The sequence below is a fragment of the Neorhizobium huautlense genome, assembly GCF_002968575.1.
In the GTDB taxonomy this organism is placed as follows: domain Bacteria; phylum Pseudomonadota; class Alphaproteobacteria; order Rhizobiales; family Rhizobiaceae; genus Neorhizobium; species Neorhizobium huautlense.
This window is the reverse complement of the sequence record NZ_PVBM01000003.1, coordinates 83,649-98,253: the sequence shown is the minus strand read 5'-3', so window position 1 is coordinate 98,253 and position 14,605 is coordinate 83,649. Positions and strand designations below refer to the sequence as shown.

Sequence of the window (14,605 nt, the reverse complement as noted above, 5' to 3'; positions counted from 1 at the left end):
GCCTCGCATCATGAAAACCGACCGCCTCCTGGGAGCGACCGCAATCGCGGTCGCAGCAATGATGCTCGTGTTCGGATACGCGCTTCAAGCACCCTTCGCCTACGAACCTGTTGGGCCCCGAGCGTTTCCGCTCATAGCTGCAGGCATGATCGCGCTGTGCGGCGTCATCTTGGTGCTGAGGCCCGGAGAACCGTCCTCCGAATCAGCGGGGCCTATCGGAGCGCTCGCAGCTTTATGTGGCTGTCTCGTTGGCTATGCGCTGCTCTTCCAGCCGCTCGGCTTCGTAATCGCGACGACAATCTTCATGGTCCCGATCGCGATGATCTTCGGCGCTAAGTGGTGGCAGGGTGCGGTAACGGGTGTCGTGCTCGCGGTCTCTTCCTACCTGCTCTTCGACCGAGTTCTGGAGGTCGTTCTTCCGGTGGGTCCATTCGGAGGGATCGTCTGATGGATTCGTTCAACTACCTGTTACACGGATTCGGAGTCGCTCTTGCTCCGACAAACCTGCTCCTGGCTGCGCTTGGAGCCGTCGTCGGGACGATGGTCGGTGTCTTACCGGGTCTTGGGCCCATCAACGCCGTTGCCATGCTGGTTCCAGTCGTGTTCGCGCTGGGACTGCCGCCGGAAGGCTCGCTGATCCTGATGGCGGCCATCTATATCGGCTCCGAATACGGCGGTCGCATCAGCGCCATCCTGCTGAACGTGCCGGGCGAAGCGTCTGCAGTGATGACCGCTCTGGAAGGCTATCCGCTCGCACGCCAAGGGAAAGCAGGGATTGCCCTGTCCCTTTCCGCCTGGACCTCGTTCGTCGGGTCGGCCATTGCGACCTTGGGGATTGTCCTTGCGGCCCCGGTTTTGGCGAAATGGGCCTTGGCATTCGGACCCGTGGAGTATGTCGCGCTCATGGTCTTCGCCTTCGCGTGTCTTACGGGCCTTCTCACGGACCAGCCCGTGAAGGCGATGCTCGCGATCGGGCTCGGGCTCGCGATCTCCACGATCGGCATCGATGCGAACTCGGGTGTCTACCGCTACACGTTTGGCTCGCCGAATCTGGTGGACGGCGTTCAGTTCGCCACTGTCGTGATCGGCCTCTTCGCGATCAGCGAGTTGCTGATCATGCTGGACGCCAAGCATGGTGGAGCAGCCGTCCGCATCGAGCAGTTCGGGCGCTCGCTATTCAACCGTCAGGAGATGCGCTTCACGAACATGGCGACGCTGCGTGGCTCGATAATCGGGTTCTTCGTCGGCATTCTTCCGGGCGCGGGTGGGACCGTGGCTTCTGCGCTCGCCTACACCACCGAGAAACGTGTTGTCGAAAAGAGCGATCCGGAAGGGAGCCGTTTCGGAGAGGGAGATGTGCGCGGGCTCGCTTCGGTCGAGGCGGCAAACAACAGCGCTTCCAACTCCAACTTCATCCCGATGCTGACGCTGGGCATTCCAAGCTCCGGGACGACGGCGATCATGCTGGGCGTCCTGACGCTCTACAACCTGACACCCGGTCCCGCGCTCTTCCGCTCGCAGCCTGATCTGGTCTGGGGTCTCATCGCCTCGCTGTTCATTGGCAACTTCATCCTTTTGGCGATCAACATCCCGCTTGTCGGCGTGTTCGCCAGGATGCTGTCCGTCCCGGCTTGGGTCCTGGTGCCGTTCATTGTCGTCGTGAGCGCGATCGGGGTCTACTCGGGCAAATCGACGACATTCGATCTCGTCCTCATGGTCGGCCTTGGTGTCGGCGGTTACCTCCTGCGCCGTCTCGGCGTGCCCATGGCACCGCTCATCCTCGGCCTCGTGCTCGGTAAGATACTGGAGCAGAGCCTGAGGCGAGCGCTATCGCTCTCTGCCGGAGATGTGGCCATCCTATGGTCGAGCCCGATCTCGATTACGCTGTGGATCATGGCTGCCGCCGTCCTCATTATCCCCCTCCTTCTTCCGCGCTTCGCGAAGTGGAGGCACAAGACAGCACTGCAGGTGGATTGACCGCAATGAATTATCTTCTTCCTAACCCAAATGACGAAAATCCGGCGGGTGACAGGCTTCGCCTTCTCTTGCGCAAGCCGGAGATCGTCAGGATGCCGGGGGCGCATAACGGCCTTGCAGCGCTCCAGGCCAAGGCCGCGGGCTTCGAGGCGCTGTACCTGTCCGGGGCAGCGATGAGCGCTTCGATGGGGCTGCCCGATCTCGGAATCCTGACGCTCGAAGACGTCTTGTTCTTCACCCGGCAGATCGTTGGGGCCTCGGGTCTTCCATTGCTGGTCGATGGAGACACGGGCTTTGGCGAAGTCTTGAATGTCATGAACACGGTACGGCGTCTTGAAGAAGTCGGTGCTGCCGCGATCCAGATCGAGGATCAGGTGCTGCCGAAGAAGTGCGGTCACCTGAACGACAAGAAGCTCGCGACCCCCGAAGACATGGCAGCCAAGGTTGCCGCCGCAGCGAGGGCTCGTCGTTCTCTTGTCATCGTGGCACGTACGGACGCTGTCGCAGACGAAGGGATAGAACGGGCAATCGACCGCGCCCGTCTGTACGTCAAGGCTGGCGCGGATGCCATCTTCCCGGAGGCTCTGATCACCGAAGCCATGTTCGCCGAGTTCGCAGCCGCCATGGGAGGCGTCCCTCTCCTGGCGAACATGACGGAGTTCGGTCGCTCTCCTCCCATGACGGCCGGCGCGCTCCAGGACCTCGGCTACAAGATGGTGATCTGGCCGGTATCGTCACTTCGGGTCGCCAACAGGGCGCAGCAGGACCTCTACGGGGAGCTTGCCCAGCATGGCGCCACGACAGATTTGGTGGCCAGGATGCAGACACGGGCCGAACTATACGACCTGATTGACCTCGCGAGCTATGAATCGCTCGACGCCAGTATTGTCGCAAGCGCTGTACCCCAGGCGGAATCGCGACAGGAGTAGAAGCCCATGGGTGGCATTAAGACCAGTGACTGCGAGATGATCCCTGACCTGATACGTCGAGTTCTTCCTCCTTCAACACGAGGAACTGGTCACGGATGGCTGCCGCTCTGGTCGCCTGCGGTACCACCGACCGATCGCCAATGCCGCCGGGCGGCAACGCGCCTTCACCTCGGCGGTAGATGCCGTCTCGCGCGCTTCCTGGAAGCGGACATCGCTCACGGCGTCGTCACGTCGCGTGTGCCGAGATCGGTGCGGCCGCCCGGTAGCATCCAGCACGCCTTGTCTAGTGGATCGGCGCTGGACGAGAAATAATGCGCCGTCTTTCGTCGCGAACGACCGCACTGGCTGCAAGAATGCGTTGTGAACTAGACATCTTCATCCTCGTTCGGATTGGCTGGCAGCATGGGATGACTTCACCGCTGTTATCGTGGAATCGTGTTTATCGGTAAGTGCGGCGAATGTCGCAGCCAGCAGCCCAATCGTCGTCGAAAGAAGAATGATGCAGAAGAGCCCATAGGTCGCGTCGTTTTCTGTCAGCATCGCCCCCGTGATCGATGAAAGGGCCGCACCGCCGCCAACCGTCATGGCACCGGCCAATCCGGCGGCGCTTCCGGCGAGATCCGGACGCACCGAGAGCATCCCGGCATTGGCACTCGGCATGGTCAGGCCGTTGCCGATGCCGATCAGGATGCAGGGGCCGAATAGCGCAATGGCATTCCTGAAGCCTGCCAGAAACAGGGCCAAGCCGATTATAGGGCACGCGCACGCTACGACGCGCCCCATAATCATCATGGTGGTCAACGGCACGCGCCCGGCATATCGCCCCGACAGGAAGCTGCCGAAGATATAGCCCAGGGTTGTGACGCCCATGAAGATACCGAGCGTTCCGGCCTGTAGGTCATATGCCGATGTTGCCGCCAATGGAGCGCCGGCAAGGAAGGCATAGAACGCTCCAACCGAGAACGACATGCACAATCCGTAGGCCCAGAAGCGCGGCGCGCGGAACAAGGCCGGATAGGTTCGGAACTGCTGAGCAATCGTGTCCGAGCGCGCTTTGTTGGTTTCGCTCAGACCGAACCAGCACAAGAGGAACATCACTGCCCCGGCGAGGGCGAGACACCAGAAAATCGCCCGCCAGCCAAGGGCCTGATCTAAAGCCCCGCCGAATGCCGGGGCGAACATCGGCGCGATCGCCCAGATCATTGCCGTATAGCCGATCCTGCTCGCCGTCCGCTCCTTTCCGACGGTATCCCTGATGACCGCCATAGCGACCGGGTAGCAGGAGGTAATTGTAGCCTGAAGCATACGGAAGGCGAGGAATATCCAAATATCAGGCGATAGGGCACAGCCGATTGATCCAAGCGTGAAAGCAGCAAGGTTCGCCAGAATGATCGGTCGCCGTCCGAACCGATCCGACAGCGGACCCATGACCATTTCCACCGCAACGGCGACCACCGCATAGCCTGCCAACGACAAGCTAGCGAAAGCATAGCTTATATGAAAATCCCCGGCGATATTCGCCAGCGAAGGCAGGAACACGTTCAGCGGTATGACCGAAAGAGCGCACAATAGGATGATTGTCGAGAACCTTGGAGGGGAGCGCATCATGTCTCAGCCCTCTCCAAGCCGCTCCGCCGCGGAGAAATCGAGGGTGAGGGCAAGATCTTGATCGTGCTGCCTCTAGGGGTATTCGTTCCGAGCTTTGGTTTCGTCAATGTCATTACGGCCTCGTCTAAGAGGCCGGCTGAGGATAGGTGTCGGACCCGTCCCTTCGCCGGCATGATCCGGATCAGGTTCAAAGGGTCACTGCGCTGCGTTGGCCAGCAGTATCTCAGCCCTTCGGCAGGGCACCCCTCGGTGTAGACGATGATAGAGCGAAAATCGCAAGCAAGCACGCTTTTTGAGGGGTACGGACAGTTACCACCTAAAACCTCACCTGGAAATTCACCCACCCCCTGGCAAGCATTCTCGCAGTGTCAACCCCGACTTTGTCTCACAAGCTGGATTTTAAACGCGTTTCTTCGGCAGTCGATGACCTCAAGGGGGCTCAAGCCCAACGTTAACTGCGATAAGCAACATGTCCGCTTTTCCTACTGGCAATGCGCCAAGCTGACAGTCTGAATAGCGCCTTTATTTCCGCCGTTCAGACCACCATTGCAGCTTCCCGAAAGCTGACGGTCTGCCAAGTCGGCACCAAGGCTTCCAGCGGTTACTCCGCGGTCAGCTCGTTTCCCAACGATAATCGCCGGGTTGATGTCAATGCGAGCATCCAAATATCATGCAAGTACTCCTAGGCTATCCGCCGGCGTGGTCGTTGCCGCCGTGCGCGGCCATGAACATGGCGACGGCCGATCGGCAGTAGGATTCGATCTCCTTGTCGTCCTCTGCTCGCGCCTGATCGAAGCGTGCAATAATTAGGAGATCGGACCCTTTGAAAAGCGCAGCGAACAAGCGGGCGGACCGGAGAGGATCGGGCACGTTTAGAACCGCCTTGTCGTGCAATTGACGCAACAGAACCTCGATTTGGGCGATGATATGGGCCGGGCCGGCGTCGTAATGCAGCTTACCCAACGACTTTTGATTCGTCGTGTCGGCCATGACCATGGCTTCGACATTGCGGACGTCCGGGCGCAACAGCGTGCGAAGCAGGGACGATCCCACCGCCATGAGCTGATCTTCGGCCGAACCGTCGACGCCTTCAAAAAGGACCTGCGGGATTAACTGATGGCACCGGGCCGCAAACGCCGCGCCAAACAGGGCCTCTTTGCTCTCGAAGTGACGATAGATGCTGAGTTTGGATATCTTCGCCCGCTGAGCGACCTTGTCCAATGTCGTCGCTTGAAAACCCAATTCCGCAAAAAGTTCGCTCGCGGCGTCGACTATGGTTTGACCAAGCGCCTCGTTAGCGGGCCGGCCGCGCCGGCCTCGACTATTTTCGGTCATGTCAATTCCAGTCCTTGACAGTATCTTTATTCTCGAATTACGATACCACTTAGTTTCAGAAATATGCAAGCCAAAGAATGAATCGAAAAACATGAGGGTGCCATGCAACGACGAACACTGCTGAAGCTGGCCGCGCTGTCCACCATCGGCCTGCCGCACGCCCAAGCCATCGCGGGTTCGAATCCAACATCGTCTACCCACAATACGGAGCCCACTACTATGGATAACGTCATCATCATCGGCGGCAGCTTTGCCGGTCTCGCCGCCGCCCTGCAGCTCGGCCGTGCCCGCCGTAAGGTCACCGTTCTCGATACCGGCCTGCCGCGTAATCGCTTCGCGGGCCGCTCGCACGGTATGCTCGGCCACGATCACAAGCCACCGCTGGACATCCTGGCCGAGGCGCGGCAACAGCTGACGCGTTATCCCGCGATCCGGCTGGTCAATGCCCGTGCCGACAGCATTTCCGGCACCATCGACAACTTCTCCGTCCTCACTGGCGATGGCGAAAGCCTTGGGGCGCGCCGCCTGATCCTGAGCTATGGCGTCGTTGACCAGATGCCTGATGTTCCGGGCTATGCCGAAAGCTGGGGCACATCCATCATTCCATGCCCCTATTGCGACGGCTTCGAAGTCGCCGGCCAGCATTGGGGCCTCGTCTGGTCCGGTCCGCAGTCAATGAACCAGGTCAGGCTGTTTCGCGATTGGACTGACAGGCTGACGGTCTTCGCCGATGGTCACGAGATTTCATCCGATATCCGGGCCGATCTGGCGGGCCGCAACGTACCTGTCGTCGATGGCCGGATCACCGGCGTCGCCCCTCACGGGAGCCACAACGCCACGATCAAGCTCGATACCGGGCCAAACGTTGCGGTCGACATCCTGTTCGCGCATCCGCGCAACAAGCCGTCCGCGAGCCTGCATGAATCACTGGGTCTCGCCACGGCCGACACACCCCTCGGCGTCGTGCTCAAGGTCGACGAGCGCCGCGAAACCAGCATGCCGGGCATCTACGCTGCCGGCGACCTCACCAACCCCGTCTTGCCCTCGGTCACCACGGCATCATGGCAAGGCGCGATGGCGGGTATCTTCGCCCAACAATCGATGCTGCGTTGAGAGCACAGATTGGAGATGAACATGGCCGTCGAACCGGACAGCGCGGGTGTCCGCTTCCCTCCGCCCTTCGTCTATCTGGGAGCGCTGCTGTTGGGGCTGGCGGTGGAGCGGTTCGTCCCCCTGCGCTCGTTCGGCATCGACTGGCGGTTACTGGTCGCGACGGGCGCGCTGCTGTTCGTTGCCGGCGCGGCGATCATGCTTGCGGCGGCGGGGCTGTTCCGGCGGCTGGGCACCAACATTCCGCCCTCGCAGCCAACGACCCTCATTGCAACGACCGGTCCTTATCGGTGGACCCGCAATCCCATGTATCTCGGCATGGCGCTTGTCTATGCCGGCCTTGCGATCGGCTTCGACGGGCCGATCGCCTTCGCCTTGCTCCCGTTGGTGCTGATCGCGATCCAGACGCAGGTGATCGCCCGCGAGGAGCGCTATCTCGAAGAGAAGTTCGGCGACGACTACCGCCGCTACAAGGCCGAGGTTCGCCGCTGGCTCTGACTATTCCGCCGCTGCCGCCTTCGGGGCCTTCTGATAAACCAGCACCGGCTTGCTTAAGCGGTAACCAAGAGCGGACAGACCGCCACCGGCCCCCCACCCTGGAAGCCTAGAACCTGCTCGTTGTTCCAATGGCCAATGGTGGCCTAGGAGAACCACAATGGGTATAGCACAATATGATCCTACCGCGCTGGGCCGACCGGCCTGGAACGCAGGCAAGCAAGTTGGCGTCAAGAAGCCCCTGAAACAACGCCAAATCTGGGCAGTACGCTTTTTCCTCGACCGAGAAGGAAGGATGAGAGATCGGGCGCTTTTCGATCTCGCCATCGACAGCAAGCTCCGTGGCTGCGATCTGGTAAAACTGAAAATCGGGACTCTCGTCACGGGCCACGAGATTCGAAATCGCGCGATGGTCGTTCAGCAAAAGACCGGACGACCGGTGCAGTTCGAAATTACGACCGAGGTCAGAGCTAGTCTGCTTGCCTGGCTTCAACGAAGGGGAGGAACAGTCGATGACTATGCCTTTCCCAGTCGCGCCGACCACGCTGATCATCGCAGCACCCGGCAGTACGCCCGGCTGGTCGATGAGTGGGTGACGGCGATCGGGCTTCGTCGGGAGGATTACGGTACGCATTCCCTGCGGCGAACGAAGGCTGCGATGATTTACAAGGCAACCTGCAACCTTCGGGCTATCCAGATATTGCTTGGCCATACTAAAATCGAGAACACAGTAAGGTATCTCGGCGTCGACATTGAGGATGCACTGGAACTGGCCGAGCGAACCGAGATCTGAAGGGGGGGGACGGCCCTGCAGGTCGCCGGGCCGCGCCGTTTTGCTCGGAGAGCCTCTTCCAGGATTCGATCGGCTTTGCGCCTTCAAGGCGGTCGTAAAGGGCGTCTGACGCGCTTCCTGAAGCGGTCGTCGCTCACGGCGTCGTCACGCCGCGTGTGAGCCAGATGCGCACATTGCAAAGCGGAATTCAACGTCTTTTCGATCAGAAGCAGCACAAATTAGGCGTCGAAAAAGTGTGAGTGGGCATCAGTCTGTTCGGGCGAAAACGCCCGGAGTGACGCCTACATGCCGCGTCATCGCGACAGGGCAAATGACGAGCGAGAGTTTAAGGTAACCTCTCCAATAGGGGCGACGCGGTGCCATCGATCAGCTCGCTTCTTTTGTGCGGGTTTTGCCCGGCCCTTGGTGGGCTTGGAGGGCGTAGCTTTTTTGCCTGCGCTAGCTCGCGAAACACCTGACGGAAGGCGGTGCGGTTGTCGCGACGGAAATCAGCGATCGTCTTGAAGTCAGGCTTCAGATGCCGAAGCAGCCAGATCACCTCGATGTTGCGATGTGTTTCCGCTCCCAGTCGGCGGCTCGAACGCACACGGTTGAGATAGCCGTAGATGTAGAGCTTCAGCAGATCGGCCGGATCGTAGCCGGGGCGGGCGGTCGCTTTCGGTGTCACGCGACTGAACCCGCCGCCTGTAAATCCAGCCCATCAACGAAGGCTTCGATGAGCGTGCAGGATTCTCGGCACCGACACAATCATCCACCGCCTCTGGAAGAAGCAGCATCTGAGAGCGGTCTGTTGCTGATGAATGGGACATAGCAAAACCTACCATGTCGCCACCTTGAAGAATCACGGATGCCTTCCATAGAAAGAAGCGACATTGCCAATAAACAGAATAGTGCTCCACGCGCAGGACGTCCAGGAGACCGTTCGTTTCTACGAAAAACACTTCAGCTTTGAGGCGTCCAAAGCCCTCATCGCATCACCGGCGTTCGCACCGCCGCAAAAGCCGCGCCGGCCGCCGCCGAAAAATACTCAGTTCTCCCTGGCGTCCACGTCGGCGTAAGTGGGGAATTTTACTTCGGCTTCTGGGGAAAACTCACGCGGCATTGACAGGGATGGCGTCTCACGTTGGCGCACGTCTTGTTGTCCAAGGGATGCAGCGTCAAGGTGGTTTCCGGACGGGCTGGCTTTGGCAGCGCCACATCCTTGTCACGCGCCTTCTCGCGTCACCTCGGATACGCTCCGAATGAGATCGGAAAACATCATCCGCCACTGCGGAAATAATCAAGCTGCATCAGTTTCATCCCTTTGCCAGTGATCGACCGGGCAGTAATTGACCGATCCCGGTCTTCACAGCATACGCGCAGCGCGCCCGCTTCGGCGTGTCGCGTTGTTGTAATAGCTTGAGGCCTGTTGGACCGAACGATGGCGCGACTGTTCCATCGCTTCGGGTAGGGGAATACCGCGGTTAGCCGCCTCGGTCAGGTACCCCGACCGCAGCCCGTGCGCCGAAAACTCCCCAGACTCCAGCCCTGCCAGCGCCGCCCGCTGCTTCACGATCTGGTTGATCGCGCTCGGCTCCAGCGCCCGCTTCGAAACATTACCCCAACGATCGATCTTCCGAAAAATGCTCCCCGTTTCGATCTTACCCGCCACAAGCCAGGCATTCAGCGCATCCACCGGCCGTCCTGTCAGATAGACGATCTCATCGTGCTCGGAGCCGGACGTCTTGGTGCGGCCCAGATGAATGGCGAGAGAGGGGAGGGGAGGGCTAGCTTCAACGAAGATCGGCGGCTCGACGATCAGCTGATCTCTGCGCAGACCGGCAATCTCGCTGCGACGGCGCCCGCCGGACGCGAACGCCACCATCAAAATTGCCCGGTCGCGGATATCACGAAGGCTGTCGGTGCTGCAGGTTGCGAGCAGCTTGGCCAGAACGTCGCCGGTTACCGCCTGGGCGCTCTTGCGTTTTCGGGGGCGTGGCGTTGCGCGCACTGCCAACCGGATCGCCGATTTGAGGGCAGGGGAGGCGAAGGCGCCGTCAACACCGCGCCATCTGGTCAGCGTCGACCAGCTGGCAAGCCGCCGGCGCACAGTATCGGGCGCATGCGGGCCGGACGACCGAAGGAAGCGCTGGTCGCGCAAGCTTTGCTCGACATCGGATGGCATGCCGTGGTGAGGGTCGATGGCGCGCTGCTCGGGCTGCCACAGATGATGGGCAACGAATTTCAGGAGAAGGGCCTCGGGTGCCGGCCAGGGCAGAGATTTGCCGGTGGCGGCCAGCGACCAGGCCTGCAGATAGGCAAGATCAGAGGTCAACGCCCGCAGCGTATTGGCGCCCATGCCCTCGTTGACCAGATGGCGAAGCGTCTCGACATCCTGATCGGTCAACAGCTCGGCCAGTTCGTCGCGGCGGTCGATCGGCAGGACGGCGGCGATCGTGTCCAGCGTCGCGATGCGTTTGTCGATGGAACGTGACGGCGAACTGCTTATATCGCCAGGCCGTGGACGTGCTGCCACGACGATATCTACGGGTTCCGTCATCGCCGCTGCCCTTTACCAGACCCGCTCATGCAAGATCGCATCGAACGCCATGTCGGTGGAGACGAATGCGCAATGCTCCAGCCGTGCCTGGGCGGCGAGAATGCGGTCCCAAGGATCTCGGTGATCCCAGTCAAAAGCCGCCGCGAGCTCGGCATGCAGATCGCTGACGGCCAACGTTTGCAGGCCACTTTCCATGACGGCTGCCCGCAGCTCTTGCGGCTTAAGATCAAGTTTGTTCAGGCGCATCTTGTTGTCCAACTCGTAGAACGTGACCGCACTAACGAGGATGGCGTTTGCCTTGTCCTCGATCAGGGATCGTGCCTTTGCCGACAGGCGATCGCTGCCGATCGTCCACCAGTAGACAGCATGGCTGTCGAGCAAAACTTTCATTGGGTGCTGTCGCCGCTCTCGGATTTGCCCTGCCAGACGCCGGTATCGTCGTTCCAGTCGCCAGCGTCGATCGCTGCCTGCTCTTCATCGACTGTATCGAACAGGTCATCGGGCAGTCGACGGTGGCGCAGCAGACCGAACGGCCGCTTACCTCCACCGGCTGCGGGGCCGATCCGTGCATAAACTTCGTTGCCGCGCATGATGACGATTTCCTCACCCTGGTTGGCGCGCTCGAGGACTTCTGCGAAATTTTTGCGGGCTTCGCTGATCTTGTAGCGGGTCTGGGGCATCCAACCCTCCGATATTGGCTTTCGACCAACTTATACCACGGCTTCCGAGTGCGTACAACTGCGATGTACATATCACCTCCGATAAGCGATACTTATCGATGGTTAGGCCGCCAACCTCGGATCATACCAAGTGAGGAACCGCAATATTAAGATAGAGTTCGATTAGCAAATCATTTACCATAAATTCAATGGTTTACGATCTCGCGAAAATCAGCATGACAGCCCTGATGCGGCCGGCTTTCGACGCCGGTGTCGCTCTGACCCGTCTCGACGAGCGCATCGCCCGTTCGCCGGTCGGCGCCGGCTTCCTCGAACGTCAAAACTTCGCCGACGCCTGCGCCTCGCTGTGGAGCGATGGCGAACTCGTCCATCTCGAGGACCTCGTCCTGCACGACGCCACCCGTGATATCCGCACCCCCACCCACGAGCTCACCATCGCCCGCGACGTGCTGCGCACCCGCCGGCGCATTGCCGCGCAGTCTCCGGACTGGGCGCTGTCGGCAGAAGGCATTCGCGCGCTCCGGAAAACCTCGGAGATCGCGTCGGGCGGCGGAGACGAGGCAACGACCGCCGGCGTCATTCGGCCCGCACTTATGGCTGATCCGGAAGGGGAGGGGGATAATGATGACGCGGATAGTATCGAAGGCGTCGACTACGTCGCCATCGATGCGGTGCTCGCCCGATCGGAGGCTGCGATCGAGAGTGCCAGAAGACCCCGGGCGTGGCAGCGTCCAGGACAAAGACCCGATGATCTATGATCTGGACTGGGACGAGGATGCCCGGATCGAGGAATGGCGCGGCGTGCTTCGCCAGGCCGAAAACTTGCCGGCGGTGCTGCAGGCGATCGTCGCCCTCGATGCCTGGAACGAGCTGGCCGTCCTGCAGCATGCGCCGTGGCTCGGCCGGCTATTTGCCGCCTCCATCCTGCGCCAGGCCGGCATCACCACCGGCGCCCATCTGGCCGCCATCAATCTCGGCCTCAAAACCATCCCTGTCGATCGGCGCCGGCATCGTGATCGGGAAACCCGGCTGCTTGCTATCGCGCATGGGCTGATCGCGGCCGCGGAGATCGGCATGAAGGAGCATGACCGGTTGGCGCTGGCGCGAAAAATGTTCGAGCGAAAGCTGGACGGACGCCGGACGTCTTCAAAGCTGCCGGAGCTGGTCGAGCTGGTGATGGCGAAACCGCTGGTGTCGGCCGGAATGGTGGCGAAGACCCTCGACGTCACGCCGCAGGCGGCGCGGCGGATTGTTTTGGAACTCGGCTTGAGGGAGATGACGGGGAGGGGGAGGTTTCGGGCGTGGGGGGTTCTATAAGCCCAGGTCGCGCCGGGATAGCCTGCCGCTGAACCAAAGCGACGGCGGCTACATTTTTGAGCAAAGGCCAAGCGTCATTAGCGTTTCTCGTCATCTTGATCAAGGACACCGCGGCGCGAACTGCGCTCAAGGACTCCGGCAATGGTCCGGATAGGCCGCTTGCAAATTGCGAGCGTTGACGGAGGCGACTGGCTTTGGCCAGCGGATCTTGTCGAAAAAGGCGTTATGGATCAGCCCGTCGACGTTGATTGAGGCACGACCTGTGGGGCCCGACTTGCCTACCAAGGGATACCGCCGGCTTGGACCTCTTCCACAGGCGACGTCGCTTTACTATGAGGGGGTGTTACGACGGAGCTAGATTCTGTAAGAGCGGACAGGACGACTCCGAACGGGCACGGTTGCAGTATGGCACTACACAAAGACGAGATTTTAAACTCCTTAGCCGCAACGGCGAATATCGCGCAGTTTGTGGCTTTTCGGCCAGCGGGTGGACGCCTCATACAAAGCTACTGTAGGATCGCGGGTTTTGAAGAGAACCATCGTTTTCAGGGTCCGACGGAGGCGATCACGGCACTGTTAGGCCGGAGCTTCGACCGAACGGTGAATGTCAGAAGCTATGAACCCAACAGCCCGCGTAGCCGGGAGTTTGTCTATGGCCTGCAGACGGTTGAAGAGGCGCTCGCGGTGCTTCACCGCCTCGCGGCAGAAGATTTGCATCTCATCGTGAATGAAACAATAGACATCCATGACGGGGGCGTATCTGGCGTCGTCCAGGGGCAGCTCATCGAGTTCGCCCCAGATGATACGCCACGTTGCGTCGAGAAACCTGGAGCCGCCTCCCTGCCATTGGCTCTTGGCTTGAACATACTGAAGACGGTCTACGGGTTCTCAGCCGAACTGTCTTTTGCCCAAAATGCTCGCATAGAATTCAGCATCCATCCTCGCCCTCGGGGGTACCACCAGCGTCACACCATCGTTTGGGAGCTAGAATGGGACGCGCCAGGCTTTCTGCCGGCGGCGCTGCTATGGCCAAACAGGTTCAGCCGCCATCTTGGCGACAAGGTTTTTGGTCTGCTGGTCGCGAATGAACTCGGCGTCCCGGTCCCACGAACGACGGTGATTGGGAGACGCATCGCACCTTTCACGTTCGGCCGAGACACCGGATCGGCGGAAGTATGGACCAGGACTGCCCCAACAGATCCGCAGCCAGGGCTCTACACGACCGTCAAAGGTTGGGTGGACCCGTTTGCCCTTCTGTCCTCTGAGGATTCAGACGGATCAAACATCCGGTCTGTGATCTGCCAGTCGGCGGTGCGCGCTCAATTTTCTGGTGCGGCGGTAACTGGGCCCAAGGGAGAAATCATCATCGAAGGGAGAAAAGGCGAGGGAGATCAGTTCATGCTGGGCCTTCAGCTGCCCGAAACGTTGCCCTCCTTCGTCGTTGAAAATGTCACGGCTATCTATTCAGTGCTAGCAAGCCGGCTCGGACCTGTAAGGTTTGAATGGGTTCATGACGGCGATGTTGTCTGGATAGTGCAGCTCCATTGCGGTGCCACAAGTTCCACAGCTGACGTTATCGTTCCAGGACAAGCTGATGCGTGGGTCGAATTCGAAACTTCAGCTGGACTAGAAACGTTGCGGCGGATTTTGGCCACAATGCCTGACGGCCATGGGGTTCTGGTGGTCGGTCGCGTGGGACTCACAAGTCACGTAGCTGATCTGCTGCGAAAGGCGAACCGGCCCGCAAAACTCAAAAGCAACTAGTGGTGGGGTTTCTTGGCCTTTGCTCGCGAGCCCGGTTACGGGTTGAATGAGCCGTTAA

13 protein-coding genes, 2 pseudogenes and 1 riboswitch are annotated in these 14,605 nt (G+C 60.3%); of the genes and pseudogenes, 9 read left to right on the top strand and 6 right to left on the bottom strand.

From position 1 onward, the window contains the following. Positions 1–10: 10 nt before the first annotated feature. From C5L12_RS04455 to prpB, 3 genes are read left to right on the top strand one after another with little or no spacing between them, the layout of a single operon-like run. Complete coding sequence (locus C5L12_RS04455) at positions 11–448, top strand: tripartite tricarboxylate transporter TctB family protein (RefSeq protein WP_105370819.1); 438 nt, start codon at positions 11–13, stop codon at positions 446–448. Then, positions 448–1,977, top strand: a complete 1,530-nt coding sequence (locus C5L12_RS04450) for a tripartite tricarboxylate transporter permease (protein WP_105370818.1) — start codon at positions 448–450, stop codon at positions 1,975–1,977. Before C5L12_RS04455 ends, C5L12_RS04450 begins: the two co-directional genes overlap by 1 nt. Positions 1,978–1,982: 5 nt before the next feature. Further along, complete coding sequence (gene prpB / locus C5L12_RS04445) at positions 1,983–2,906, top strand: methylisocitrate lyase (RefSeq protein WP_105370817.1); 924 nt, start codon at positions 1,983–1,985, stop codon at positions 2,904–2,906. 375 nt (positions 2,907–3,281) lie between these two features. On the opposite strand, the gene C5L12_RS04440 is transcribed toward prpB, so the two are convergent. After that, positions 3,282–4,511 (bottom strand): multidrug effflux MFS transporter, encoded by a 1,230-nt coding sequence (locus C5L12_RS04440; RefSeq protein ID WP_245422774.1) that lies wholly within the window; start codon positions 4,509–4,511, stop codon positions 3,282–3,284. Positions 4,512–4,655: 144 nt separating this feature from the next. Beyond that, positions 4,656–4,771: riboswitch (TPP riboswitch) on the bottom strand. A gap of 430 nt (positions 4,772–5,201) precedes the next feature. Next, the gene (locus C5L12_RS04435) at positions 5,202–5,849 is read right to left on the bottom strand and encodes a TetR/AcrR family transcriptional regulator (protein WP_105370815.1); all 648 of its coding nucleotides are present in this window, start codon (positions 5,847–5,849) and stop codon (positions 5,202–5,204) included. Positions 5,850–6,068: 219 nt separating this feature from the next. Here C5L12_RS04435 and C5L12_RS04430 point away from each other — a divergent pair, with 219 nt between their 5' ends. The 3 genes from C5L12_RS04430 (at position 6,069) to C5L12_RS04420 (ending at position 8,247) form a co-directional block, all read left to right on the top strand. Then, positions 6,069–6,962, top strand: a complete 894-nt coding sequence (locus C5L12_RS04430; protein WP_170109052.1) for an NAD(P)/FAD-dependent oxidoreductase — start codon at positions 6,069–6,071, stop codon at positions 6,960–6,962. Between the two features lie 21 nt (positions 6,963–6,983). After that, a complete protein-coding gene (locus tag C5L12_RS04425) occupies positions 6,984–7,457 on the top strand; it encodes a methyltransferase family protein (RefSeq protein ID WP_105370813.1) in 474 nt (157 codons plus the stop codon). Positions 7,458–7,614: 157 nt separating this feature from the next. Continuing rightward, positions 7,615–8,247, top strand: a complete 633-nt coding sequence (locus C5L12_RS04420; RefSeq protein ID WP_105370812.1) for a tyrosine-type recombinase/integrase — start codon at positions 7,615–7,617, stop codon at positions 8,245–8,247. A gap of 442 nt (positions 8,248–8,689) precedes the next feature. On the opposite strand, the pseudogene C5L12_RS04415 reads toward C5L12_RS04420, so the two are convergent. Then, positions 8,690–9,056: pseudogene (locus C5L12_RS04415) on the bottom strand (transposase); the annotation flags it as partial. Between the two features lie 314 nt (positions 9,057–9,370). Between C5L12_RS04415 and C5L12_RS29200 the strand changes: the two are divergent. Continuing rightward, positions 9,371–9,526: a hypothetical protein gene (locus C5L12_RS29200; RefSeq protein WP_425350734.1), complete on the top strand. Its 156-nt coding sequence runs from the start codon at positions 9,371–9,373 to the stop codon at positions 9,524–9,526. A gap of 66 nt (positions 9,527–9,592) precedes the next feature. On the opposite strand, the gene C5L12_RS04405 is transcribed toward C5L12_RS29200, so the two are convergent. From C5L12_RS04405 to C5L12_RS04395, 3 genes are read right to left on the bottom strand one after another with little or no spacing between them, the layout of a single operon-like run. Then, positions 9,593–10,786, bottom strand: coding sequence for a tyrosine-type recombinase/integrase (locus tag C5L12_RS04405; protein WP_105370810.1), 1,194 nt, complete (start codon positions 10,784–10,786; stop codon positions 9,593–9,595). Positions 10,787–10,798: 12 nt separating this feature from the next. Further along, positions 10,799–11,176, bottom strand: coding sequence for a type II toxin-antitoxin system VapC family toxin (locus tag C5L12_RS04400; RefSeq protein ID WP_105370809.1), 378 nt, complete (start codon positions 11,174–11,176; stop codon positions 10,799–10,801). After that, positions 11,173–11,466: a type II toxin-antitoxin system Phd/YefM family antitoxin gene (locus C5L12_RS04395; protein WP_105370808.1), complete on the bottom strand. Its 294-nt coding sequence runs from the start codon at positions 11,464–11,466 to the stop codon at positions 11,173–11,175. The genes C5L12_RS04400 and C5L12_RS04395 overlap by 4 nt, the downstream gene beginning before the upstream one ends. A 188-nt stretch (positions 11,467–11,654) precedes the next feature. On the opposite strand from C5L12_RS04395, the pseudogene C5L12_RS04390 reads away from it, so the two are divergent. Together C5L12_RS04390 and C5L12_RS04385 are read left to right on the top strand one after the other, a co-directional pair. After that, positions 11,655–12,783 (top strand): annotated as a pseudogene (locus tag C5L12_RS04390) (RHE_PE00001 family protein). A 405-nt stretch (positions 12,784–13,188) separates the two neighbouring features. Next, positions 13,189–14,547, top strand: coding sequence for a hypothetical protein (locus C5L12_RS04385; protein ID WP_105370807.1), 1,359 nt, complete (start codon positions 13,189–13,191; stop codon positions 14,545–14,547). Positions 14,548–14,605: the final 58 nt, after the last annotated feature.

Coding starts and splice junctions, on each gene's coding strand:
- C5L12_RS04455 (WP_105370819.1), top strand. CDS start 11: ATGAAAACCGACCGCCTCCTGGGAGCGACCGCAATCGCGGTCGCAGCA.
- C5L12_RS04450 (WP_105370818.1), top strand. CDS start 448: ATGGATTCGTTCAACTACCTGTTACACGGATTCGGAGTCGCTCTTGCT.
- prpB (WP_105370817.1), top strand. CDS start 1,983: ATGAATTATCTTCTTCCTAACCCAAATGACGAAAATCCGGCGGGTGAC.
- C5L12_RS04440 (WP_245422774.1), bottom strand. CDS start 4,511: ATGCGCTCCCCTCCAAGGTTCTCGACAATCATCCTATTGTGCGCTCTT.
- C5L12_RS04435 (WP_105370815.1), bottom strand. CDS start 5,849: ATGACCGAAAATAGTCGAGGCCGGCGCGGCCGGCCCGCTAACGAGGCG.
- C5L12_RS04430 (WP_170109052.1), top strand. CDS start 6,069: ATGGATAACGTCATCATCATCGGCGGCAGCTTTGCCGGTCTCGCCGCC.
- C5L12_RS04425 (WP_105370813.1), top strand. CDS start 6,984: ATGGCCGTCGAACCGGACAGCGCGGGTGTCCGCTTCCCTCCGCCCTTC.
- C5L12_RS04420 (WP_105370812.1), top strand. CDS start 7,615: ATGGGTATAGCACAATATGATCCTACCGCGCTGGGCCGACCGGCCTGG.
- C5L12_RS04405 (WP_105370810.1), bottom strand. CDS start 10,786: ATGACGGAACCCGTAGATATCGTCGTGGCAGCACGTCCACGGCCTGGC.
- C5L12_RS04400 (WP_105370809.1), bottom strand. CDS start 11,176: ATGAAAGTTTTGCTCGACAGCCATGCTGTCTACTGGTGGACGATCGGC.
- C5L12_RS04395 (WP_105370808.1), bottom strand. CDS start 11,466: ATGCCCCAGACCCGCTACAAGATCAGCGAAGCCCGCAAAAATTTCGCA.
- C5L12_RS04385 (WP_105370807.1), top strand. CDS start 13,189: ATGGCACTACACAAAGACGAGATTTTAAACTCCTTAGCCGCAACGGCG.